General features: G+C 58.1%; 25 protein-coding genes. 10 read left to right on the forward strand and 15 right to left on the reverse strand.

Annotated features, from left to right (window positions below; translation table 11 throughout):
* Window positions 1-45: 45 nt before the first annotated feature.
* From C7964_RS06875 to C7964_RS06890, 4 genes are all read left to right on the forward strand, one after another.
* Window positions 46-516 carry an SspB family protein gene (locus tag C7964_RS06875; protein WP_110278930.1) on the forward strand — a complete coding sequence of 157 codons (471 nt, stop codon included), beginning with the start codon at window positions 46-48 and terminating at the stop codon, window positions 514-516.
* An 85-nt stretch (window positions 517-601) separates the two neighbouring features.
* Entirely contained in the window at window positions 602-1993 is a 1392-nt protein-coding gene (gene fumC, locus C7964_RS06880) for a class II fumarate hydratase (RefSeq protein WP_110278931.1), read from the forward strand.
* Entirely contained in the window at window positions 1990-2166 is a 177-nt protein-coding gene (locus C7964_RS06885; RefSeq protein ID WP_110278932.1) for a DUF4169 family protein, read from the forward strand. Before fumC ends, C7964_RS06885 begins: the two co-directional genes overlap by 4 nt.
* The gene (locus C7964_RS06890) at window positions 2166-2387 is read left to right on the forward strand and encodes a ribbon-helix-helix domain-containing protein (RefSeq protein WP_110278933.1); all 222 of its coding nucleotides are present in this window, start codon (window positions 2166-2168) and stop codon (window positions 2385-2387) included. The genes C7964_RS06885 and C7964_RS06890 overlap by 1 nt, the downstream gene beginning before the upstream one ends.
* Here the strand turns inward: C7964_RS06890 and C7964_RS06895 are convergent.
* From C7964_RS06895 to C7964_RS06910, 4 genes are all read right to left on the reverse strand, one after another.
* On the reverse strand, window positions 2384-2626 hold the full coding sequence (locus C7964_RS06895; protein ID WP_110278934.1) for a hypothetical protein: 243 nt from the start codon (window positions 2624-2626) through the stop codon (window positions 2384-2386). The genes C7964_RS06890 and C7964_RS06895 overlap by 4 nt on opposite strands.
* Window positions 2627-2869: 243 nt before the next feature.
* Window positions 2870-4222 (reverse strand): cytochrome P450, encoded by a 1353-nt coding sequence (locus C7964_RS06900; protein ID WP_181417126.1) that lies wholly within the window; start codon window positions 4220-4222, stop codon window positions 2870-2872.
* A complete protein-coding gene (locus tag C7964_RS06905) occupies window positions 4222-5496 on the reverse strand; it encodes a hypothetical protein (protein WP_110278935.1) in 1275 nt (424 codons plus the stop codon). The genes C7964_RS06900 and C7964_RS06905 overlap by 1 nt, the downstream gene beginning before the upstream one ends.
* Window positions 5497-5569: 73 nt before the next feature.
* Window positions 5570-6325: a cytochrome c biogenesis CcdA family protein gene (locus tag C7964_RS06910; RefSeq protein ID WP_110278936.1), complete on the reverse strand. Its 756-nt coding sequence runs from the start codon at window positions 6323-6325 to the stop codon at window positions 5570-5572.
* A gap of 103 nt (window positions 6326-6428) precedes the next feature.
* Here C7964_RS06910 and C7964_RS06915 point away from each other — a divergent pair, with 103 nt between their 5' ends.
* Window positions 6429-6656 (forward strand): sulfurtransferase TusA family protein, encoded by a 228-nt coding sequence (locus tag C7964_RS06915; protein ID WP_110278937.1) that lies wholly within the window; start codon window positions 6429-6431, stop codon window positions 6654-6656.
* A 282-nt stretch (window positions 6657-6938) separates the two neighbouring features.
* Here the strand turns inward: C7964_RS06915 and C7964_RS06925 are convergent, their stop codons facing one another.
* The 6 genes from C7964_RS06925 to purC all read right to left on the reverse strand — a co-directional run bounded on the left by C7964_RS06925 (window position 6939) and on the right by purC (window position 14847).
* Entirely contained in the window at window positions 6939-9590 is a 2652-nt protein-coding gene (locus C7964_RS06925) for an Rne/Rng family ribonuclease (protein ID WP_110278939.1), read from the reverse strand.
* A 420-nt stretch (window positions 9591-10010) separates the two neighbouring features.
* Window positions 10011-11342 (reverse strand): sigma-54-dependent transcriptional regulator, encoded by a 1332-nt coding sequence (locus C7964_RS06930; protein WP_110278940.1) that lies wholly within the window; start codon window positions 11340-11342, stop codon window positions 10011-10013.
* 10 nt (window positions 11343-11352) lie between these two features.
* The gene (locus tag C7964_RS06935) at window positions 11353-13098 is read right to left on the reverse strand and encodes a sensor histidine kinase (protein ID WP_110278941.1); all 1746 of its coding nucleotides are present in this window, start codon (window positions 13096-13098) and stop codon (window positions 11353-11355) included.
* A gap of 53 nt (window positions 13099-13151) precedes the next feature.
* Complete coding sequence (gene purQ, locus C7964_RS06940; RefSeq protein ID WP_110278942.1) at window positions 13152-13820, reverse strand: phosphoribosylformylglycinamidine synthase subunit PurQ; 669 nt, start codon at window positions 13818-13820, stop codon at window positions 13152-13154.
* Window positions 13820-14050 carry a phosphoribosylformylglycinamidine synthase subunit PurS gene (purS, locus tag C7964_RS06945; RefSeq protein ID WP_110278943.1) on the reverse strand — a complete coding sequence of 77 codons (231 nt, stop codon included), beginning with the start codon at window positions 14048-14050 and terminating at the stop codon, window positions 13820-13822. The genes purQ and purS overlap by 1 nt, the downstream gene beginning before the upstream one ends.
* Before the next feature lie 32 nt (window positions 14051-14082).
* Window positions 14083-14847: a phosphoribosylaminoimidazolesuccinocarboxamide synthase gene (purC, locus tag C7964_RS06950; protein WP_110278944.1), complete on the reverse strand. Its 765-nt coding sequence runs from the start codon at window positions 14845-14847 to the stop codon at window positions 14083-14085.
* 132 nt (window positions 14848-14979) lie between these two features.
* Between purC and C7964_RS06955 the strand changes: the two genes are divergently transcribed.
* Window positions 14980-15294, forward strand: coding sequence for a DUF1476 domain-containing protein (locus tag C7964_RS06955; protein WP_110278945.1), 315 nt, complete (start codon window positions 14980-14982; stop codon window positions 15292-15294).
* A gap of 155 nt (window positions 15295-15449) precedes the next feature.
* Window positions 15450-16466 (forward strand): betaine--homocysteine S-methyltransferase, encoded by a 1017-nt coding sequence (gene bmt, locus C7964_RS06960; protein ID WP_110278946.1) that lies wholly within the window; start codon window positions 15450-15452, stop codon window positions 16464-16466.
* A 71-nt stretch (window positions 16467-16537) separates the two neighbouring features.
* On the opposite strand, the gene C7964_RS06965 is transcribed toward bmt, so the two are convergent.
* On the reverse strand, window positions 16538-17620 hold the full coding sequence (locus C7964_RS06965) for a PA0069 family radical SAM protein (protein WP_110278947.1): 1083 nt from the start codon (window positions 17618-17620) through the stop codon (window positions 16538-16540).
* 133 nt (window positions 17621-17753) lie between these two features.
* On the opposite strand from C7964_RS06965, the gene C7964_RS06970 reads away from it, so the two are divergent.
* From C7964_RS06970 to C7964_RS06980, 3 genes are read left to right on the forward strand one after another with little or no spacing between them, the layout of a single operon-like run.
* Complete coding sequence (locus C7964_RS06970) at window positions 17754-18461, forward strand: cobalamin B12-binding domain-containing protein (protein WP_110278948.1); 708 nt, start codon at window positions 17754-17756, stop codon at window positions 18459-18461.
* Window positions 18462-18511: 50 nt separating this feature from the next.
* Complete coding sequence (locus C7964_RS06975; RefSeq protein ID WP_110278949.1) at window positions 18512-18700, forward strand: hypothetical protein; 189 nt, start codon at window positions 18512-18514, stop codon at window positions 18698-18700.
* Window positions 18690-19316 carry a DUF1638 domain-containing protein gene (locus C7964_RS06980; protein ID WP_110278950.1) on the forward strand — a complete coding sequence of 209 codons (627 nt, stop codon included), beginning with the start codon at window positions 18690-18692 and terminating at the stop codon, window positions 19314-19316. Before C7964_RS06975 ends, C7964_RS06980 begins: the two co-directional genes overlap by 11 nt.
* Here C7964_RS06980 and C7964_RS06985 read toward each other — a convergent pair.
* The 4 genes from C7964_RS06985 to purM all read right to left on the reverse strand — a co-directional run bounded on the left by C7964_RS06985 (window position 19313) and on the right by purM (window position 22654).
* Window positions 19313-19723, reverse strand: coding sequence for a SufE family protein (locus C7964_RS06985; protein ID WP_110278951.1), 411 nt, complete (start codon window positions 19721-19723; stop codon window positions 19313-19315). The genes C7964_RS06980 and C7964_RS06985 overlap by 4 nt on opposite strands.
* 60 nt (window positions 19724-19783) lie before the next feature.
* Window positions 19784-20941: a ribonuclease D gene (gene rnd / locus C7964_RS06990; RefSeq protein ID WP_110278952.1), complete on the reverse strand. Its 1158-nt coding sequence runs from the start codon at window positions 20939-20941 to the stop codon at window positions 19784-19786.
* A gap of 76 nt (window positions 20942-21017) precedes the next feature.
* Window positions 21018-21614, reverse strand: coding sequence for a phosphoribosylglycinamide formyltransferase (gene purN, locus C7964_RS06995; protein WP_110278953.1), 597 nt, complete (start codon window positions 21612-21614; stop codon window positions 21018-21020).
* Window positions 21611-22654 (reverse strand): phosphoribosylformylglycinamidine cyclo-ligase, encoded by a 1044-nt coding sequence (purM, locus tag C7964_RS07000; RefSeq protein WP_110278954.1) that lies wholly within the window; start codon window positions 22652-22654, stop codon window positions 21611-21613. Before purM ends, purN begins: the two co-directional genes overlap by 4 nt.
* Window positions 22655-22736 lie beyond the last annotated feature (82 nt).

Raw genomic sequence — 22736 nt, forward strand, 5'->3', positions numbered from 1 at the left:
TCGAATCCCGTATGCTAGTGAGCAGACCGCAAGGAGAGCACAGCCGTGACGACGACGATCGACTATGGAAATCTGATGCACCGCGCCATGCGCGGGTTGATCCAAGAGGTCCTGATGGATGTGCAGAAAAAGGGGCTTCCGGGTGAGCACCATTTCTTCATCACCTTTGACACGATGCACCCTGACGTGGAAATCGCCGATTGGCTGTCAGACCGCTATCCCGGCGAAATGACCGTGGTGATCCAGCACTGGTTTGACAATCTGGACGTCACCGATGAGGGCTTTACGATCACGCTGAACTTCGGGGATAACCCCGAGACTCTTTACATCCCTTATGATGCGATCAAGACCTTCGTGGACCCGTCCGTCGAATTCGGCCTGCGGTTTGAGACGCAAAACGAAGACGACACCCCCGATGAGGTGGCAGAGGCGCCGATGGACGAAATGGTCGAACCGGAAGATGACAAAGCGCCCAAAGAGGCCGAAGTCGTCAGCCTTGATCAATTTCGCAAGTAATCACCCGCCCCTGGCGGTGATGCGATATTGCGCAAGCGCCCCCTGCTGCCTATAGGTCAGATGCGAAAAGCCTAAGGGGAACATCATGACCGATACACGTACAGAAACCGACAGTTTTGGCCCGCTGGAGGTTCCCAGCGACCGCTATTGGGGCGCGCAAACGCAGCGCTCGATCATGAATTTCCCTATCGGCTGGGAAAAGCAGCCGGTTGCCATCGTGCGCGGTTTGGGTGTGATCAAACAGGCCTGTGCCATGGCCAACAAAGAGCGCGGCAAACTGGACCCCGCACTGGCCGATGCGATTATTGCGGCCGCCGCCGAAGTGGTGGCAGGCAAGCTCGATGATCATTTTCCTCTGGTGGTCTGGCAGACGGGATCGGGCACGCAATCGAACATGAATGCCAACGAGGTGGTGTCAAACCGCGCTATTGAAATGCTCGGCGGTGTGATCGGATCGAAAGACCCCGTGCACCCCAATGATCACTGCAACATGGGCCAGTCGTCCAACGATACCTTCCCCACCGCAATGCATATCGCCGTGGCGATGACAGCCCGCGACGTGCTGCTGCCGGGTCTCGAGAAGCTCCACGCGGCTCTGGCGGCAAAACAGGCGGAATTTGATGATATCATCAAGATCGGCCGCACACATACGATGGATGCCACGCCACTGACACTGGGTCAGGAATTTTCGGGTTACACCCATCAGGTCGCCATGGGCATCCGCCGGATCAAGGCCGCCCTGCCCGCGATTTATGAGCTGGCACAAGGTGGCACCGCTGTGGGCACGGGCCTGAATACGCCCAAAGGCTGGGGTGAAACCGTCGCCGCGCATATGGCCGGGATCACCGGCCTGCCCTTCGTCACAGCCCCCAACAAATTCGAAGCCTTGGCCGCACATGACGCGCTTGTCGAAATGTCGGGTGCGTTGAAAACCGTCGCTGCCAGCCTTTACAAGATCGCGGCCGATATCCGCATGCTGGGCTCTGGCCCGCGCTGTGGTCTGGGCGAGTTGATGCTGCCAGAGAATGAGCCCGGCTCATCCATCATGCCTGGCAAGGTGAACCCGACACAGGTCGAGGCGCTGACGCAGGTTTGCGCGCATGTCATGGGCAATGATGCCGCCGTTGGCTTTGCAGGCTCTCAGGGGCATTTTGAGCTGAACGTCATGAAACCAATGATGGCCTATAACGTGTTGCAATCCATGCAGCTTTTGGGTGACGCATCCGTCACATTCACCGATAACTGCGTTGTCGGCATCCGCGCCGACCGGACACGGATCGAAAAACTGATGCGGGAATCGCTGATGCTGGTCACAGCTTTGGCCCCCACCATCGGCTATGACAACGCCACGACGGTCGCCAAAACCGCGCATAAGAACGGCACGACGCTGAAAGAAGAAGCGATCAAGCTGGGCTTTGTGGATGAAGCGACCTTTGACAAGGTCGTGCGCCCCGAGGACATGATCGGGCCAAAATGAAGCCTGTGAACCTCAATCAGGTGCGCAAGGCGAAAACGCGGGCCGAGGCGAAGGCCAAAGCGGACGAAAATGCCGTCCGCTTTGGGCGCACGAAGGCCGAGAAAGTACTGGACGCCACCCGCGCTCAGCACGCCAGTAAGCGCCTCGACCAACTCAAGTTCGAAGACGAGTGATGGATCACCGGCGCCCTGTCAAACGGTCTTTGACCCTGCGCGGGCACCGCACCAGCGTATCCCTTGAAGATATCTTCTGGGATGCGTTCCGCCGCTATGCAGAACAGGATGGCGATACAATCAATGGGCTGGCTGCTAGAATAGATGAAGCCCGAGGTGATCTCGGGCTTGCCTCTGCGATACGGATTTTTGTGCTGGAGCGCGCGCTCGCGAACGACTAGTTCTTCGAGTAAAGCGCGCCACGCAGGCTGGACAGTTGTTCACTTGCACTCAACTCGCCTTCGCTCAGCTTCGCTGGCTTGACCGGCTTTGCCGTCCGGGCCTGCTTATCAAACAGCTTCGCGATTTGCGTACCATCCAGCTGCTTCTTAGCAGTCGGACGCTTTGCAGCAGTTTCAGTGTTGCGCTTGAACAGGCCTGTGAGACCTTTTCTAGACGAACCTGGCAGCGAAATAGTCATGACATCGATCCCCCTAAATAATCCACACTCTTTATTTATCCGAGGATGGCACAATGTAGGCAACACGGCAAATGTCCGTTGCAATGCCATATTTAGATAACATCACTTAAAGCATTGTTTTTAAATGCGTATTACAAAAACGGGCGCTTAACCTTCAGATAATTTTGCCATAATCGCTGCACCACCTGCCGACAAAACCGCCCAAATTGCCCAATTTGTAAGCAAAATCGCAACAATGCATCCCTAGCGCGATCTGATTCGCAGCCAAATACCTGCCGTCGAACGCACCGTCAGATGCGCGACGGGAACAGGTATACGTCCTTCAACCGTCGTAAACTCATAGGCCTTTAGCAAACGCGCCAGAACCACGACCCCTTCGATCAGTGCAAACCCCGCACCCGAACAGATGCGCGGCCCAGCCGAAAACGGGACATAGGCATCACGCGCGCAGGATTTGCCGTTCTCGGTCTCCCAACGTGAGGGATCAAATCCATCCGGATTGTCCCAAAGCCGCGTGTGCCGGTGCAGATGCCAAGGCGACAAGACAATCTGCGCACCGCGTTTGATTGTGCGGCCGCGAAACTCTTGCGCCTCGGATGCTTCCCGCACCATCATGGGCACCGCCGGATAAAGACGCAGAGTTTCGCGGAACACATCACGGGTGTGTTTCAGCTTTGACAGATCGGCGAACGCACCGCCAAAGCTGTCGGCCTCCTCGCGCAGTTTGTCTTGCCATTCAGGGTACAGCGCCAAAAGATAGAGCGCCCAAGCGAGGACAGCTGCACTGGTCTCATGCCCTGCCAGAAAAAAGATCGCCACCTGATCAATCATCTCGTCTCGTGAAAACACATCGCCCGTCACGGGGTCCTTGGTCGTGAGGATCTTTGTCGCCAGATCATCCGGCGCTTTGCCTGCCGCAATCAGGTCAAGCCGGTCTTCGGTCAGCTTTGTTATCAGTACGCGAATGTGGCGTGCGTTACGCCGCGTTTCAGAGCGGAAAAACCGCGGCATCCACGCGGGACCACGCACAAAGGCTGCAAGGTTCAGGATCGGCTGTGTGCGTTGATAGGCCCGAAACGCATGAAACACCTCTTGCGCGGTCTCGTCCTCGATCGGGATCGAAAACAGGGTGCGAAAGATCACATCCGCTGCGATATGGCTGGTGATCGCCTCGATCTCTTGCGGCACATCGGGCGGCAGGCCTGCAAGCCGCGCCACGCCCGCATCGGCCGCGTCACATATCCCCGGATAGGTATCGCGCAACCGACCGCCCTCGAACGCAGGGTCGATAATGCGCCGCTGGCGTTTCCACGTCTCGCCATTTGTCAGAAAGACACTGTTGCCCAGCAAGGGGCGCAACCCCGCACCGATGCGGTCCGACTTTGGAAAGGCATCAGGATTGCGCACCAGCACCTCTTTTACGAGGTCGGGATCATTGACCAGATAGCTGCGAAAGAAGGGTGTGCGAAATTCGGCCATCCATGCGCGGTAAAGCCTGGCAGGCTGTGCGGAGAGAATATCCTTGCGGAACAAACGCATATACTGCCAAAGCGATGTCTTCTCAGCCCGCGACGGTGGTTTGGGCGGCAACTGCATCACGATGCCTGCGCGGTATATTTGGACACAGGTACATCAATCCGAGACCCTGACGGTTTGCGCCCCGCATAGCGCGCCCCGAGCGTCATTGGGCCCGCTGTGATCTGGAAATAGTCGTAATCCTTGGGCCGATCAAAGGCACAAAGATACTGGAAATGAAGCCGGAAAAACCGCCAGCGCAGGGCTTTCCACCGTGCAGGCGTCAGGCTTTGGGTGAAGGCTGCCGATATCACCAAAGGCCAGCGTTTGTTGTCAGGGGCAACGCCCGACACCGCCACCGGATCGCACAAGGCAAAACAGCAACCATCGCCGGGGGCCGACACATCAACCCATGTCAGCTTATCGCTGGCGGACAAGACCGCCAGATCGCGCCTGAGTTCACGGGCGCGTGGCAGGAATGACACCATTGGCACCACCTGCCCCAGTGACAGAAACGCCAGGGCAGGCCCACCCTTGGGCACCCGCCCAGAACGCAGCAAATCGGCAAGGATCGACACCGCCAGATGCGCGCCCGATGAATGCCCGACGACAAGCACCTCGTCCACATCCTCGGCCAACGCGGCCGCAATGAGCGTTTGGAACTCTTTCATACGTGCCGCGAGGGCGGGCGGTGTTTGCCCCCGCAATTGCGCCGAATAGGCGTAGTCGTGCATGAGGTAATAGGCAAAAAGCCTGTTATCACGCGCCTTGAACCAGCGCAGGATCGCCACCACGACCACCGCCATCACAAGCCAGCCCAAGGCCCAGAGGCCCCATATAATGCCTGTGAAAACCGCGCCTTCGGGAAAGCCGATCGAGGCAAGACCGCCCTGCCCGACAGATTCTACAAACCCGCCAAGCCATGATCCGATTCCGATCGCCAGCGCCAGTTGTGACAGCAGCATCACCGCCGGATAAAGCGCTGCGATCACAGGCCCTTTGCGCATCCACATCAGACGGCGCAGCGTGCCGGTGCTGATATAGGTCCATGCGGTTTGCACCAGTTGCAGGTAGGTTGCCGGAATGGATTGCGCCATGCTGTCCCGCACGATGTCGGACCAGACCAAGACATCGATTTGAGACATGACAGGCTGCCCTGCGATCCGTGCACCGACGGTCCAGCGGAACGAGGTCTCGGATGTCTCTGCTTTCACACCGATTTCATAGCCGCTGATCTTGGCCTGTGCGGCCCCCTCAGTCCGGTAAAGCTCGCGGTAGCGGCGTGGATGAAAAGGGTCATAGCCGGGGATATGGAATACCCGCCGTTTCCTGACCTGTCCTGCCTGCGCGTTCATCCCTGCCCCTCTTGGCTTATCGACCGCAGGTTAGCGGGTTCTGCAAGAAAGGATAAGAGCCAAGGGTCAGGACCTAGCCAATCAAGGCAAGCGCGGGGAACCGCTCAAGCAGCCAGAAGCTGAAGGCGGCGAATTGGCCGGTCATCATCATCAGGCCCACGGTCCACAACAGCAGGCCCGAAATCTTTTCGATCCGCTCCATACGGCGCTTCATATAGCCCATGACCCCTTTGAGGCGCGGAAAGAACGCCGCGACAAGCAGGAAAGGAATGCCCAGACCGAAGGCATAGACCGCCAACAGAACAGTCCCGCGTCCAACATCCGCCTCGGAGGCCGCAAGGCTGAGGATTGCGCCAAGGATCGGCCCGAGGCACGGCGTCCAGCCAAAGGCAAAGGCAAGACCCAAAAGATAGGCGCCGAAAGCTGAACCACCTTTGTCACCCGCGTCAACGCGCAATTCGCGGTCAAGAAATCCGATCCGATAGACGCCGATAAAATGTGCGCCAAGGATCATGATCATCGCGCCAGAGACGACGATAAACCAGTCTTGTGCCTGCAACAGCATCCGCCCCATGGTGGAAAACGCGAGGCCCAACAGCAGAAAGATGGTCGAGAGCCCCAGCACAAAGAAAACAGCCGAAACAAAGACGCGCTTGCGCGCGGCACTTGTCTCCTCCATTTCGCTGACCGACACACCGCCCATATATGCAAGATAGGGCGGCACGACAGGCAGGACACAGGGGCTGAGGAACGACAGGATGCCCGCCAGCATGGCGATCAACATTGCAGGCAGCAAAGCCGCGTCAAAAATCAGGGCAGTGTCGAGCATTTCATTTCCTTTGCCCCTGCTTAAGCGAGCTTTCGTACAAGGTCACGGTCCAAGTTGTCACAAGTTGGTGGACAAATTGAAACATCGCGCCTACCTCCACGCTATGACATACGATGCCGACCTTGATGCCAAAGGGCTGCTGTGCCCACTGCCCGTGCTGAAAGCACGTAAACGCTTGCAAGCTCTGGCATCTGGTCAGGTGCTGCGTATGCTCGCCGATGATCCGGCGGCGATCGTAGACGTCCCGCACTTTTGCGCCGAGGCAGGCCATGCCTTGGTTGCGACAGAAGACACGACCGACGGGCAGCTTTATTTCATCAAAAAGGCCTGATTGGGGATTGCGGTAAGGCCGTAGCCAGAAGCCTGAGCCACGTGCCGACATTGGCGATCATGTGTTGATCAGGTTTCAGTTCAGTCAGATCAACGGCGATATCGTGGGCTGCGTACATGTGACCGACAGCACCGCACCTTTGTGCGGGCCGGTCTGATATATTGGTCCATGACGCAAAAAGGCGCTGCCCATCAGACAGCGCCAATCTAGTTTTTGCGTTCTGCATTCCAAATGCCGCATCCAAAAAACCGAAGTCTTTTGCGATGACGACACTTGCGGACATCAGCCGCCGAGCGACCACCACCCCTTGCGCTTGGGCTTTGCCTTCTCCGGCGTCCCCTCTTCCGCTGTTGCAGGCACAGGTTCCGGTTTGGCTTCCGGCGCGGGTTGTTCAGCTTCCTGCGCAGAAGCAGGCTCCGGAGCGGGCGCAGGTGCGGGCTCAACCGCCGGCTCTTGCGCCGCAGGTTGCGCCGTTTCCTTCGGCTTTGGTTTCGGTTTGGCGCGGCTCCGGCTTTTGGGCTTTTCCGCGACCGCTACGGCCTCACCCTCTGGCGCCGCGTCAGTAGAAGATGCTTCTGAATCCACATCCGCCTTCTTGCGGGAAGTCGTCCGTTTTTTCGGTGCAGGCTTTTCCTTGGCAGCATCCTCGGCAGATTTGTCCTCAACCGGTGCCGCTTCGCCCTCAGCTTCAGTCTCCAAAGGCTTCTTGCTCCGACTCCGCGTGCGCTTGGGCTTCGCCTCCGGCGCAGGTGCGTTTTCGGTTGGCGCGGCATCTGCCTCCTGCTGTGAAGCATCGGCCGTGTTGTCTTCGTTTTCCTCATCGCCGTTCTGATGATCACCATTCTGGTTCTCACCGTTGTTGCCGCTGCCACTGCGACGACGCCGACGCCTGCGGCGCTTGCGCTTGGGCTTGTCTTCACCATCGCCTGTATGCGTGCCCGTATCGCCTTCTTCGTCACTGTCGATGATGATATTTGCATCGGCGACGACATCGTCATCATCCATCATGACCGCTGATGCGACGATCGGCGCAGCATCGGGAACCACACGTGTGGCTGTCTTGAACTTCTCAATCGCAAAGTCAGGCGACACGAGTGTCGGATCACATTCGATCCGGACAGACATGCCATAGCGCGCTTCGATATCGGCGATATGTTCGCGTTTGCCGTTCATCAGGAAGTTGGCAATCGAGATCGGCGCCTTGATCAGCACCTCTTTGGACCGTCCGCGCACGCCCTCTTCTTCAAGTGCGCGCAGGATGGAAAGCGCCACGTTGTCGTCCGAACGCAGCAGGCCGGTCCCATGACAATGCGGACACATCTGGGTTGTGGCCTCAAGCATACCGGGGCGCAGACGCTGACGGGACATTTCCATCAGTCCAAAGCCAGAAATCCGGCCCACCTGAATGCGCGCGCGGTCGGTCTTGAGCTTGTCTTTGAACCGCTTTTCAACAGCGGCGTTGTTGCGACGTTCGTCCATGTCGATAAAGTCGATCACGATCAGACCGGCCAGATCGCGCAGGCGCAACTGGCGCGCAACCTCATCAGCGGCCTCAAGGTTCGTCTTCAGCGCGGTCTGTTCAATCGAGCCTTCTTTGGTCGCGCGACCAGAGTTGACGTCGATGGCCACCAGCGCCTCGGTGATCCCGATCACGATATAGCCGCCAGACGGCAGTTGGACCGTCGGGTTGAACATGCCGTTGAGGTATCCCTCAACCTGATACCGCGCATAAAGCGGCATCTGTTCGGCATAGTATTTCACGTTTTTGGCATGGGACGGCATGATCATCTTCATGAAGTCCTTGGCCGTGCGGTACCCTGCCTCGCCCGCAACGATTACTTCGTCGATCTCTTTGGAATAGAGATCGCGGATCGACCGTTTGATCAGATCGCCTTCTTCATAGATCTTCGCGGGCGCAGTCGATTTCAGCGTCAATTCGCGGATCTGTTCCCACATACGTTGCAGGTATTCGTAATCGCGCTTGATCTCAGCCTTGGTGCGTTGCGAACCAGCCGTACGAATGATCAGACCCGCGCCTTCCGGCACGGTCATGTCATTGGCGATTTCTTTCAGCTTCTTGCGGTCGGCAGCATTGGTGATCTTGCGGCTGATACCGCCACCGCGCGCGGTGTTGGGCATCAGCACACAATAGCGGCCAGCCAGCGAAAGGTAGGTGGTCAGCGCCGCACCCTTATTGCCGCGCTCTTCTTTTACGACCTGGATCAAAAGGATTTGACGTACCTTGATCACTTCTTGAATTTTATAGCGCTTCGGGCGCGGCTTGCGCACAGGGCGCACCTCGTCCGTGTCGTCCTCTTCCGCTACGCTCTCGATGGTGTCGTCTTTGCTCTCTGCGTCTGCACGGTCACCATCCTCGTCATCATCGAGGTCTTCGTCAGCGGCAGGCGTATCGACAGGCGTTTCACCGACCAGCTCCATAGGTGAGCTGCCCTCTTCGCTGTCACCCAGATCAATGGTTTCCATGCCCGCGATATCGCCGGATGTCTCTTCCTCGTCGGTTTCCACCTCGGATGTGATGACCGCGTCATCGCTGGCTGTTTTTGCCGCGGCCGATCTGCTGCGGCGGCGGCGCGTCGGTTTTGGCTTTTCGTCCTCTGCCTCTGCTTCGGCTTTCAGGCTTTCGGCATAGGCTTTTTCTTCGGCGATCAGTGCCTCGCGGTCCGCAATCGGGATCTGGTAGTAATCGGGATGGATCTCCGAGAACGCAAGAAAACCATGGCGATTACCGCCATAGTCTACAAACGCTGCCTGCAGCGATGGTTCAACCCGTGTTACCTTTGCGAGGTAGATGTTGCCGGCAAGCTGGCGCTTGAACTGGCTTTCAAAATCAAATTCTTCGACTTTGTTTCCGTCGACCACAACAACGCGGGTTTCTTCCGCGTGTGTGGCATCTATTAGCATTTTCTTTGGCATTTTGTCCGTTCGCACATAACCGCGGTGGCGCCCCTGGGGGTGCCGGGCTCCGTGTTATATGTCTGATTATGGCGATCTGCGCGCGGGCTGTGCCAGCGCCCCTTGGGGCGGCTGCATCTTGCCTGCATGTTTGCGCGCTTTGCATCGCGTTTCTTCTCCGACCCCGCATAAGCGCGGCCCGTTCATGGCCCAGTCGGCGTTATCGCACGAACCGTGGCGTTCTCCTGACCCCGGGGGATCAAATCAGCTGTCTTGTTTTGATGTGTGGTCAAAAAACAAAAACAGAGAATCTCTATCGGCTGTCACCGCGCAACTGTCGCGCGAGCATCCGTAACCAATACATAAGGGACGAACGGCCCCCAACACAAGTGCCTGTGTGCAGGGTGCCTCAAATCATCGTGGATTTATCGCAGCTTGGCCCTAAAGATAGTCAGACCGCTGCAGCCCGTACTTCGCCATCTTCTCGTTCAGCGTCCGGCGCGGCAGGCAAAGCTCGTCCATCACCGCCACGATCGACCCCTTGTGCCGCCGCATGGTATTGTCGATTAGCATCCGCTCGAACGCTTCGACAAACTCCTTGAGCGGTTTGCCTTCGGTGGTCATTGCGGGTTTGGTCTCATCCGTGTCCGCCATCAAAAGCGACGCAATCGACCCCGATCCACGGCGGTTCTGGAGCACTGCGCGCTCGGCCACATTGATCAGCTGGCGCACATTGCCCGGCCATGGGGCCTGCAAAAGCTGTGCTGCTTCCTGCGCGCTGACCTCGGGGGCGTCGCAGCCGTATTCATCGGCGAACTGCTCACCCAGACGGGTAAAGAGCGTCAGGATATCCTCGCCGCGCTGGCGCAGGGGCGGCACTGTGATGCGCAAGGCGGCAAGGCGGTAAAAGAGGTCGGGCCGCAGCACGCTTTCGCAGGTCTGGTCCTGTTCTTGCAGGTTACAGATCGCAACGATGCGGGTTTCGGCAGGTGTGCCCTGATTGTTGATTGCCGTCAGCAAACGCGCCTGCAACGAGTGGCTCAGCGCCTCGATGTCTTCAAGCACCAGCGTGCCACCGCGCGCTTCTTCCATCGCCGGGATCGGTTCGTCATCATTGGCAGGCCCAAAGATAATCCGGCCCAGCGTCTCTTCGTCATAGGCCGAACAGCTGAGCAGCACGAACTTCTTGTTGGCCCGTGCTCCCACTGCATGCAGCGCATGGGCGACAAGCGTTTTGCCGGTCCCCGTCTCACCCTCGACCAGCACATGCCCGTCCGCCTGCCCCAGATCGAGGATATCCTCTTTCAGCCGCTCCATAGGGGCCGACTGGCCGATCAGTTTCTTGATCAGCGCGGAGCCATCGGACAGTTCGCGGCGCAGCGCACGGTTATCAAGGGTCAAACGACGTGCAGTGGTGGCCTTCTTCGCCAGTTCGGTCATGCGATCGGGGTTGAAGGGTTTTTCAAGAAAATCGAATGCACCAATGCGCATTGCCTCAACCGCCATGGGCACGTCACCGTGGCCTGTGATCATGATCACAGGCAGTGAGCTATCAACGCCCTTGAGCTTTTTGAGAAACTGCATGCCGTCCATCCCCGGCATCTTGATGTCGCTGACAACAATGCCGGGATAGTCGTTTCCCAGACCCCGCAGCGCCTCTTCTGCAGAGGCGAATGTTTCGGTGTCAAAACCAGACAGTGCCAACCACTGTGAAATCGACTGCCGCATATCTTTCTCGTCATCGACAATCGCAATCTTCATGACTTTGCTCATGGTCTTTTCCTTACTCTGCCGCGGCGACATCCTGCCTTAACGTCGGCAGTTGCACCTCGAATATAGCCCCGCCATCAACTGCATTGCGCGCAGTCAGGCGCCCGCCCAAGTCGTTGACGATCCCGGAGGAGATGGCAAGCCCGAGACCCACCCCATCACCAGGTTGTTTGGTCGTGTAGAATGGCTCGAATAATTCGTCGAGATTGTCGATCCCCGCGCCGTTGTCACGGATTTGCAGGCTGACCGTATCACCGGCTGCAAGCAGGATTTCGATGGTCGGATTGGCCGATAGTTTGGTGGCATCCAGCGCGTTGCGCAGCAGGTTGATAATGACCTGTTCCAGCCGCAGACGATCGCCCAAAATCATGACCGGTTCGTTGGGCAATGTGCGGATGATATTGACCGCCCGCGTTTTGAGTTGCGGCTCCATCAGAGACAGCGCCGTCGACACTGCAGCCCTTGTATCTACTGGCTCAAACGCCTCCGCGCCCTTACGGGCATAAGACTTCAACTGACGCGTTATCGCCCCCATCCGTTCCAGCAGATCATCAATGCGCTGGAACGATGACAACGCCTCTTCGGGGCGGTCGCGCTGCAGCAAGAGACGCGCGCCGGCGAGGTAGGTTTTCATCGCCGCCAAGGGCTGGTTCAACTCATGGCTCACGGCTGCCGACATCTCGCCCAAAGCGGCCAGTTTGGACGACTGCGCGATGGTCTGTTCGGCCACCTGCAAGGTCTTCTCGACCTTCTCGCGCTCGGCGATTTCCCGCTGCAAGCGGCGGTTCAATGCGCGAAGCTCTGCTGACTCGCGCTGGAAGAAAACCAGACGTGACGCCGTGCGCCGTGAACTGCCCCAGAATAAGAGCGCCAGAAGGATCGCGAATCCCATGACCTCGAGCGCAAGAATCCCGTTCACCCGCTCGCGCACCGAAGCATAGGTCGTATAGCTGACCATCCGCCAACCCTGATGCGGCACCCGCATTTCACGCCGCAAGACCGCCTCGCCGCGCAAATACGCATCAGCCGGCAAGGCACCCCAGCCTTGGGTTGCGCGGATGGCACGCTCGATGGCCGAGGGCGCGGATTGGCGCGCTAGGGCCTCTTCTTCATTCAAACCACGCCAACGCGGTTCGGTGGCCATGATGATCGTGCCTTCGCTGTCCATCACCAGCACTGCGTCAGACACCCCTGCCCAACCGGTTTCAAGCCGTTGGCCGTTGACCTCGACCATAATCACACCCAGCAGCGTACCCGCCAATTCAACACGCCGAGAGTAAATATAGGCAAATCCGCCTTCATCACGCTGGAATGTGGTGTAAACGGTCTGGTTGCTGCGCAACGCATCTACAAAATAGGGGTTTTGCCGATGGTCTGTCCCGATCCGGTTGCGATCGGTTGCGGCCACTGCGCGCCCGTCGCGATCCAAAAGCGTCAAAGATGCCGCACCGATTTCATCCACGAAAGACAAAAGCCGTGCCGTCGAGAGCGAATAATCCTTGTCTTCCAGCGCCTTGATCAAATCGGGGTCACGCGACAAAAGCTGCGGTACAACCGAATTGCGCTGCAACTCGTTCATCAGGTTGGTCACATAGAGCGCCAGCCGCACATCAGAGCGGTTGCTGATGGTCTCGGTAAAACGCTGTGTCAGAAGCTGGTTGGAGACATAGATCACGATCACGCCAAACAGGCAAACGACCAGCACAGCCAGCCGCAAGTACCATTTGCCGCGGCGTCGGCCGCTGCCGAGATCAGTCATACGCAACATGTATCGAGTTTAGAGCCACAGCCCCAACGCGGCAAGCGAGCAGATCACGCTTGGGCAAATTGCCCCACCAACCCGCGGAAAAGCGCCTGCCCGTCGGTGCCGCCGTGGCCCGCATCCACTGCGCGTTCGGGGTGTGGCATCATGCCAAGCACACGGCGGTTTGCAGAAAGCACGCCTGCGATGTTGTTGATCGACCCGTTGGGGTTGTCTGCATAGGTGAACGCGATGCGATCCTCGGCGACAAGCGCGGCCAGACCCTCTGGATCGACAGTGTAATTGCCGTCATGGTGTGCCACGGGGAATGCCACGCTGTCACCGGCGTTGTAGCCCTCGGTGAAGGCCGAGTCTGATGTTTCCACTTTCAAACCAACGGTTTTGCAGATGAACTTCAGGTTCGCGTTGCGCATCAGCGCACCCGGCAAAAGCCCTGTTTCTGTCAAAACCTGAAACCCGTTGCACACGCCCAGCACATACCCGCCACGGTCGGCATGGGCAACTACGGCCTTACAGATCGGGGATTGCGCCGCAATCGCACCGCAACGCAGGTAGTCGCCAAAGGAAAAACCGCCGGGGATGGCAACAAGATCGACATTGTCAGGCAGGTTCGCGTCCTTGTGCCAGACCATGCTGACATCCGCACCAGCCGCCTTCAGCGCAACCGCCATGTCGCGATCGCAATTGGACCCGGGAAAAACGATGACCGCTGCGCGCATCAGACCACCTCGACGCTGAAGCTTTCGATCACGGTGTTCGCGAGCAGCTTTTCGCACATCTCGTTGATCGTGGCCTCTGATGTGCCATCGGCCAGATCAAGCTCGATGACCTTACCTTGGCGCACACCGTTGACCCCGTCAAAGCCGAGTGTTCCAAGCGCGTGGCGGACTGCCTCGCCTTGTGGGTCCAGCACACCGTTTTTGAGCATGACATGTACGCGGGCTTTCATGGGCAGGTCCTTTGTTCGCTAGGGTCGCAAGATTAGTTGATCAATGTGGGTTTATTGGGTGTGTGGGTGACGTTTGACGGCATCACACCAAGACGCTTTGCGACTTCGGTATAGGCGTCTGTCAGACTCCCGAGGTCACGGCGGAAGACGTCCTTGTCGAGTTTCTGGCCTGTTTCGATATCCCAAAGACGGCAGCTGTCGGGACTGATCTCATCCGCCAGAATAAGGCGCTGGAATTCATTGTCCCAGACACGGCCGATCTCGATCTTGAAATCAATCAGCTTGATGCCGACGCCATACATGACGCCCGACATCCAGTCGTTCACGCGCAAGGCAAGGCTGACGATATCGTCCATTTCCTGCTGTGACGCCCAGCCGAATGCGATGATGTATTCCTCGGGCACAAGCGGGTCACCCAGTTTGTCGTCCTTGTAGGAGAACTCGACAATGGGGCGCGGCAGCGGCGTGCCTTCTTCGATACCCATACGCTTGGCCATCGACCCCGCAGCAAAGTTGCGCACGATCACCTCAAGCGGGATAATCTCGGCCTGACGGATCAACTGCTCGCGCATATTGAGACGTTTGATGAAATGTGTGGGTATCCCGATCTGGCCGAGACCGGTCATGAAATACTCGGACAGGCGGTTGTTCAACACGCCCTTCCCTTCGATCACGGCCTTCTTCTCGGCGTTGAAGGCGGTGGCATCGTCCTTGAAATACTGCACAAAAGTGCCCGGCTCGGGGCCTTCATAAAGAACCTTTGCCTTGCCTTCATAAATCTTTTTACGACGTGACATGCTGACCCCTTGCCCCATTCCGGCCCGGCGTGGACCGCATCATCTGCGCGTCATAGTGCAAGCCCCCCTTGCGGGCAAGCACCGTGAGAGGCATATCATAAGCAAGATCTTCCAAATCAAGAGGCCAAATCCATGACAACCTTCGATGATCGCGAGAATGCGTTTGAAAACAAGTTCGCCCATGATGCCGAAATGCAATTCAAAGCCGAAGCGCGCGGCAACAAATTGCTAGGTCTGTGGGCTGCAGAACTGCTGGGCAAAACGGGTGAGGAAGCCGCTGAATACGCCAAAGAGGTCGTCAAGTCCGACTTCGAGGAAGCAGGGCACGAAGATGTTTATCGCAAGGTGTCCGGCGATCTGGGCGACAAGGCCGATGAGGCCACCATCCGCACCAAGATGGTCGAATTTCTGGCCGAGGCCAAAGCGCAATTGATGAAAGAAGTGTAGGCCGGACTGCGGCCTTGCCAAACGTCCCCTGACCGCGCCATCAACCGGCGCGGTTTTATCATTTCTTGCATAAAGACCATGCATTCTTTGAATTTGCATCTGATGCACAGACATGACACCGCACAGAAAAACCCTTGCGCAAGCCGGAGCCCCCTATGACCAATGCCCTCTCAAAGCTTCTTGAAACCAACGACTGGCTGATGGCCGACGGGGCGACAGGGACAAATCTGTTCAACATGGGTCTGATGTCGGGCGATGCGCCCGAGATGTGGAATATCGACGAAACCGCCAAGATCACAGCCCTTTACAAAGGTGCGGCGGATGCGGGCAGCGATATTTTCCTGACCAACAGCTTCGGAGGCAATGCATCACGTCTGAAACTGCACGGTGCCGAGGGCCGCGTGCGCGAGTTGAACAAAGCTGCCGCCGAACTGGGCCGTGAGGTCGCTGATGCATCAGGCCGTACCATCGTTGTTGCAGGTTCGGTTGGCCCTACGGGCGAGATTATGGCCCCGATGGGTAGCCTGACCCATGAAATCGCAGTCGAGATGTTCCACGAGCAGGCCGAGGGCCTGAAAGAAGGCGGCGCAGATGTGCTCTGGGTCGAGACGATCAGCGCACCCGAAGAATACGCCGCAGCGGCCGAGGCCTTTGCGCTGGCCGATATGCCGTGGTGCGGCACGATGAGTTTTGACACCGCAGGGCGTACGATGATGGGTCTGACATCGGCCGATATGGTCAAGAAGGTCGGCAAGCTCGCGCATCAGCCGCTGGCCTTTGGCGCGAACTGCGGTGTTGGTGCGTCAGACCTGTTGCGGACGGTGCTGGGGTTTACCGCCGCCCACCCGACGCTGCCCATTATCGCCAAGGGCAATGCGGGTATTCCAAAGTACCACGACGGGCACATCCACTATGATGGCACGCCTGAATTGATGGCCGATTATGCCGTCCTTGCACGCGACTGTGGCGCCACAATTATTGGCGGCTGTTGTGGCACGACACCCGAGCACCTGCGCGCGATGCGCGCCGCACTTGAGACGCGTCCGAAAGGTGAGCTGCCGACGCTGGAGCAGATTACCGCGGCCTTGGGCGGGTTTTCTTCGGAATCCGATGGCACAGACGGGGCCGGTCCGGAAGCATCGCCACGGCGCGGACGGCGGCGGCGCAGCTAGGGGCGCTGCCCCCGGCCACCTGCGGTGGCCTCCCCCGGGATATTTTCGGGCCAGTAATAACGGGATTTGCATCAGAAAAGCGAAAGCTGGTCGCCACTTTGTGCGGGGCGGGCGAAGAGATCGGTCCGCAAGGGTGGCAGGCTGCGGTCGAGGTTCAGTTTGCGGGTGGCGAGCTTGAAACGTTGCTGCATCATCTTGGCCCACGGGCCCTGCCCGACCATGCGTTTGCCAAATTCAGGGTCATAGTCCTTGCCACCATGCAATTCCCGCACGCGTCCCATGATGCGCGCTGCACGGTCCGGATAATGGGCGGCCAGCCAATCGCGAAACAGCATGGCCACTTCGCGTGGCAGGCGCAGAACGATGGAAGAGGCCGCAACGGCGCCCGCGTCTTTGGCGGCTTGCAGGATCGCCTCAAGTTCATGTTCGGTCAGCGCGGGGATAACCGGCGACACCATCACGCGCACGGGAATGCCTGCGTCGGTCAATTGGCGGATCGTCCGCAGTCTGGCCGCCGGCGCAGGCACGCGGGGTTCCAATGCACGGGATGTTTTGGGATCAAGCGTCGTGATCGAAATGCCAACCCTGACAAGCCCCTTGGCCGCCATACGTGCCAGAATATCGCTATCGCGTGTGATCAGGGTGCCTTTCGTGACAATCGCGACTGGATGGTTGAATGCGTCCAGCACTTCCAAGATCTGGCGCATGATTTCACGGGATTTTTCAACCGGTTGATAGGGGTCTGTGTTGGTCCCGATTGCAATGGTTTTCGGTGTATAGCGCGGGTTTGAAAGTTCTTTGTGCAACTGTGCGGCCGCATTAGGGCGTGCGACAAGCCTGGTTTCAAAATCCAACCCCGGCGACATGCCGAGAAACGCATGGCTGGGGCGTGCAAAGCAATAGATGCAGCCATGCTCGCAGCCGCGATAGGGATTGATTGAACGGTCGAAGGACAAATCAGGCGATGTATTGCGCGTGATCACTTTGCGGGCCACCTCATCGGTGATTTCCGTGCGCAACACCGGCAGGTCGTGCTCTGGCGCCCAGCCGTCATCAACCGCCTCGGCGTGCAATCTGTCATACCGGTTGTCCGGATTTGAAAGTGCTGCACGACCAGGCGTCAGGTGTGATTTCTGAACTGGCAAATCTTCCATAATCTTTATTAGAACAATTCACGAACATCAGCAACACAAGGTCGGTCATGTTCTTGGACATGTCGGAAAACAACCGCTAGAATTTTCCAATCCGGCGCAATACTGCGGTGTAAACTCATACAAAGGCTTGGCCATGTCCGACGAAGAAGATGACATCATCCTGTCCGAACTCAATGACGAAGATCTCGTCGCCCAGATGTTCGATGACCTTTACGATGGAATGAAGGAAGAGATCGAGGAAGGGGTGAATATCCTTATCGAACGTGGTTGGGAGCCTTACCGCGTACTGACCGAGGCGCTCGTGGGCGGCATGACCATTGTCGGCAACGACTTCCGCGATGGTATTCTGTTTGTGCCTGAGGTGCTGCTGGCGGCCAATGCCATGAAGGGCGGGATGTTTATTCTTAAACCTCTGCTTGCCGAAACTGGCGCGCCGCGTGTGGGCAAGATGGTGATCGGAACCGTCAAGGGCGACATCCATGATATCGGCAAGAACCTTGTGTCCATGATGATGGAAGGTGCGGGTTTCGAGGTTGTCGATCTGGGGATCAACAATGCGGTCGAATCCTATCTTGACGCGTTGGAAAGCGAAAAACCCGATATCCTTGGCATGTCCGCCCTGCTGACCACCACGATGCCCTATATGAAGGTCGTGATCGACACGATGGTCGAAAAGGGTATGCGCGACGATTATGTCGTCCTTGTTGGTGGCGCCCCGCTGAACGAAGAGTTCGGCAAGGCAATCGGTGCTGATGCCTATTGCCGTGATGCGGCGGTCGCGGTGGAAACGGCCAAGACCTTTATGGCGCGCAAGCATAATCAGGCTGCTGCGGCAGTCTGACCTTTCAAAGCGGGTATGTCGTTCTTATCTGCGAAGTGTAGGAGAACGACATGCCCGTTGAACGACTGATCTTTATACTTGTGTTTGTCATGGCTGCGGCTGCAGCCACCATTGCTGTCGCGTTTGCTGCATTGGACGGCCTGCAAGCAGCCCCTGTGACGGGTTTGGCCACTCTTAGCCTGATTGCACTCTGCGCGGCGTATCTGTGGCGCAGGTACAGTGACCGAAATGACAACTGATGCCATCCTGACCACCCAAGGAATCGCACCCAAAGGACAGGGGCGCGTGCTTTTGATCGCCTGCGGTGCACTGGCACGCGAGATACTGGCAATCAAAGCGGCAAACGGCCTTGATCACCTTGATCTCCAATGCCTGCCAGCGATCCTGCACAACCATCCTGAAAAAATCGTCCCTGCGGTCCGCGAAACCGTGGCGAAATATCGCGATGCTTACGAGACGTTCTTCGTCGTTTACGCGGATTGCGGCACCGGCGGCCAATTACAGGCCGCTTGCGCCGAGTTGGGGATCGGCATGGTTGCGGGGCCACATTGCTATTCGTTTTTCGAAGGTAATGAGGTGTTTGCAGCTCATGACGAGATCACCGCGTTCTACCTGACTGACTTTCTGGTGCGCCAGTTTGATGCTTTTGTATGGGAGCCCCTTGGGCTTGGCCGCCACCCTGAACTGCGTGACATGTATTTCGGGAATTACGAAAAACTGGTCTATCAGGCGCAGACGGATGATCCGGAATTAACCACAAAAGCAGAGGCTTGCGCGGCAAAGCTCGGGCTGCAATTCGAGCGGCACTTTACCGGCTATGGCGATCTGACGCCAACGCTGACGGCAATCGCCTAGGCTGCGGCCGCCGCGGTTTCACGAATACGCTCGACCATGGCACGCAGCCCGTTCGAGCGTTGCGCGGACAAATGATCGTTCAGGCCCAGACGGCCCAACTCGGCCGCTGCATCAATTTTCATCACGTCACCGACCGGTTGTTCGTTGTATAGCGCTGAAAGCACCGCAATCAGGCCGCGCACGATCATCGCGTCGCTTTCACCACGGAAGGTAAAGACGTTGTCCTCGATCTTGGGGACCAGCCAGACCTGACTGGCGCAACCGTCCACTTTGGTGGCAGGCACTTTCAGCGCGTCTTCGAGCGGCGGCATCGCCTTGCCCATGTCGATCACGTGGCGATAGCGGTCTTCCCAGTCGTCGAGAAATTCGAAGGTCTCGACAAGGTCTTCAAAGTCAGGGTTCGCCATGGTTTTCCCTTTGGTTCGGTTCTGGGGCAGATGTAGGTCCGCGCCCCTGCGTCGTCCAGATCAGAGTGCGACGGTGATGACCTTCTGACCTTTCACAGCCAATCCGACGCGGCCTTCGCATAGCTCCAGCGCGTCATTGCCAAACACGTCGCGCCGCCAGCCGCGCAGGGCTGCAACATCACGCTCGCCTGCGGCCAGCGCATCAAGGTCGGCGGAAGTTGCAATCAGCTTTGTGGCAACTTCAGCATCGTCGGTCTTGGCCTTCAACAGCACGCGCAGCATATCCGCCAAGGCGGGGTTCACCTGCAGTTTCGCACGCGCGCCATCAACCTTGGGCATGTCCTTGGGTGCAACGGCCATACCTGCCTTGATTGCAGCCAAGATGCCATTGGCGATGTCGCCCTTGCGGGCCTCACGCAGCAACAAACGGGACCGGCCCAGATCGTTTTCCGAAAGCGGTTTGGTCGACGCGAGTTCAACCAGCGCGTCATCCTTGAACACGCGGTTGCGCGGGATGTCCCGGCTTTGCGCGTATTCTTCACGGAAGCGTGCCAGTTCCCGCACGATCGCCAGAAACTTGCCTGATTGTGTGCGCGTCTTTACGCGCTTCCATGCATCTTCGGGGTCTGATTGATAGGTGGCGGGGTCTTTCAGAACTGCCATTTCTTCGGCAACCCATTTGCTGCGGCCTGATTTGGCCAGACGCGCCGACAGATACTCGTAAATGTCACGCAGGTGCGTCACATCAGCCAGCGCATATGTTGCCTGCGCATCCGTCAGCGGACGGCGCGACCAATCCGTAAAGCGCGAGGATTTATCCAGATCGGATTTCGCAATTTTGCGCACCAGCGTCTCATAGCCGACCTGTTCACCAAAACCGCAGACCATGGCCGCGACCTGGGTGTCGAACAGTGGCTCTGGGATCACGCCCGCATCAACATAGAAAATTTCAAGGTCCTGTCGCGCCGCGTGAAACACTTTCACACAGCCCTGGTCGCGGAAAAGCGCATAGAGCGGCTCAAGCGACAGCCCTTCAATAAGTGGGTCGACAAGTGCGGCATCCGAGCCTTTCTCATCCTGATAAGCCAGCTGGACGAGGCAGAGCTTGGAATAATAGGTGCGCTCGCGCAGAAACTCGGTATCGACGGTTACATAAGGGCGTTTTGCAGCCTCTTGGCAGAACGCTGCCAAGTCCTCGGTCGTTGTGATTGTCTTCATTTCTGCCCGCAAACCGCACTTTCAATTATCGTTCGTTCACTGATAAGCGAAAGCCTGGGCGATGAAAAGTGCAGCTTCACCCGTCCAGATTGATAGGGGTCCTATCACCTGCCGCGAAGCGCCGCAGGACAGCAACGTAAAGCGCGTGCTCCAGCGGGAGCAGACGGGTCGCCAATGTCTCAGGCGTGTCCCCCGCATGGACAGTGATCCGCGCCTGCCCCAGGATCGGGCCATCATCCAGTGCGGCGGTCACTTCATGCACCGAACATCCATGTTCGCTGTCGCCGGCCTCAAGCGCGCGCGCGTGGGTGTGCAGCCCTTTGTATTTGGGCAAGAGCGACGGGTGGATATTCAGCATCCGCCCTTCCCATTTCGCGGTAAATTCCGGCGTCAGGATGCGCATAAACCCGGCAAGGCAGATGATGTCAGGCTTGGCCGTCTCAAGAGCCTTTTGCAAAGCCGCTTCAAACGCGGCACGGTCCTTGCCGTAGGGTTTGTGATCAATCGCCAAAGTCGGGATATTCATCGCCCGCGCTTTGGCAAGACCACCGGCCTGCGGATCATTGGACATCACCAAGACGGGCCGCGCGGGGTGATCCCCTTGCATAGATTGCGCGAGCGCGACCATATTCGACCCGCCCCCCGAAATCAGTATCGCAACCCTTTTGGTCACAAAAGCGCGCCTGTGTAGCGCACGCCCTCACCCGCCGTGACTGTGCCCAGTTGATGGACGGTCTCGCCCGCGTCGGTCAAAACTGTGGTGATTTTCGCAACCTCGTTTGCATCAACCGCCAGCACCATGCCGATGCCAGCATTGAAGGTCTTCAACATCTCGGCCTCGGCCATGCCGCCCTTTTGCGCCAGCCACTGAAACACCGGTGGCAATTCCCACGCGTTCAGACCAATGTCGGCGCCCGTGCCCTCGGGCAGCACGCGTGGCAGGTTCTCGGTCAGGCCACCGCCGGTGATATGGGCCAGCGCATGCACGCCCCCTGCCCGCACAGCCGCCAGCGCCTGTTTGACGTAAAGCCGCGTCGGTGCCAGCAGCGCTGCGCCGAGCGTGTCATCCGCGAATGGCGCGGGATCGTCCCATCCCAGACCGGACACCTCGACAATGCGGCGCACCAGCGAATAGCCGTTGGAATGCACCCCGTTTGATGCAAGCCCCAACAGAACATCGCCCTCTTGCACAGCAGCAGGCAGTTCCGCGCCCCGTTCCAACGCACCCACGGCAAAACCTGCCAGATCAAAATCACCGGCGTGATACATGCCGGGCATTTCCGCGGTTTCGCCACCGATCAGCGCGCAACCGGAGGCTTCGCAGCCTGCAGCGATGCCTTCGATAATGCGGGTCGCCTGATCGAGTTCGAGTTTGCCGGTGGCAAAATAATCAAGGAAAAACAGAGGCTCGGCCCCTTGGCAGACCAGATCGTTGACGCACATCGCCACCAGATCAATGCCGATCGTGTCCACATTGCCGGTATCAATCGCGATCCGCAGTTTCGTGCCAACCCCGTCGGTTGCAGCCACCAGCACAGGATCGGTGTAGCCCGCAGCCTTGAGATCAAAAAGCGCGCCAAAGCCGCCCAGCCCCGCCATCACGCCCGACCGTGCAGTGCGTTTGGCGGCGGGTTTGATCCGCTCGACCAAGGTGTTTCCGGCGTCAATATCGACCCCTGCATCAGCATAGGTCAGGCCATTCTTCTTGGTCATAGCGGGGCTCCTGTCGTGTTTGGCGTTCGTTACCGCATCATTTCGGCAAATGGAACAACAATTGGCGCGCGGACCGGCGGTG

Origin of the sequence: Loktanella sp. PT4BL (assembly GCF_003201935.1) — a bacterium.
GTDB lineage: Bacteria > Pseudomonadota > Alphaproteobacteria > Rhodobacterales > Rhodobacteraceae > Yoonia.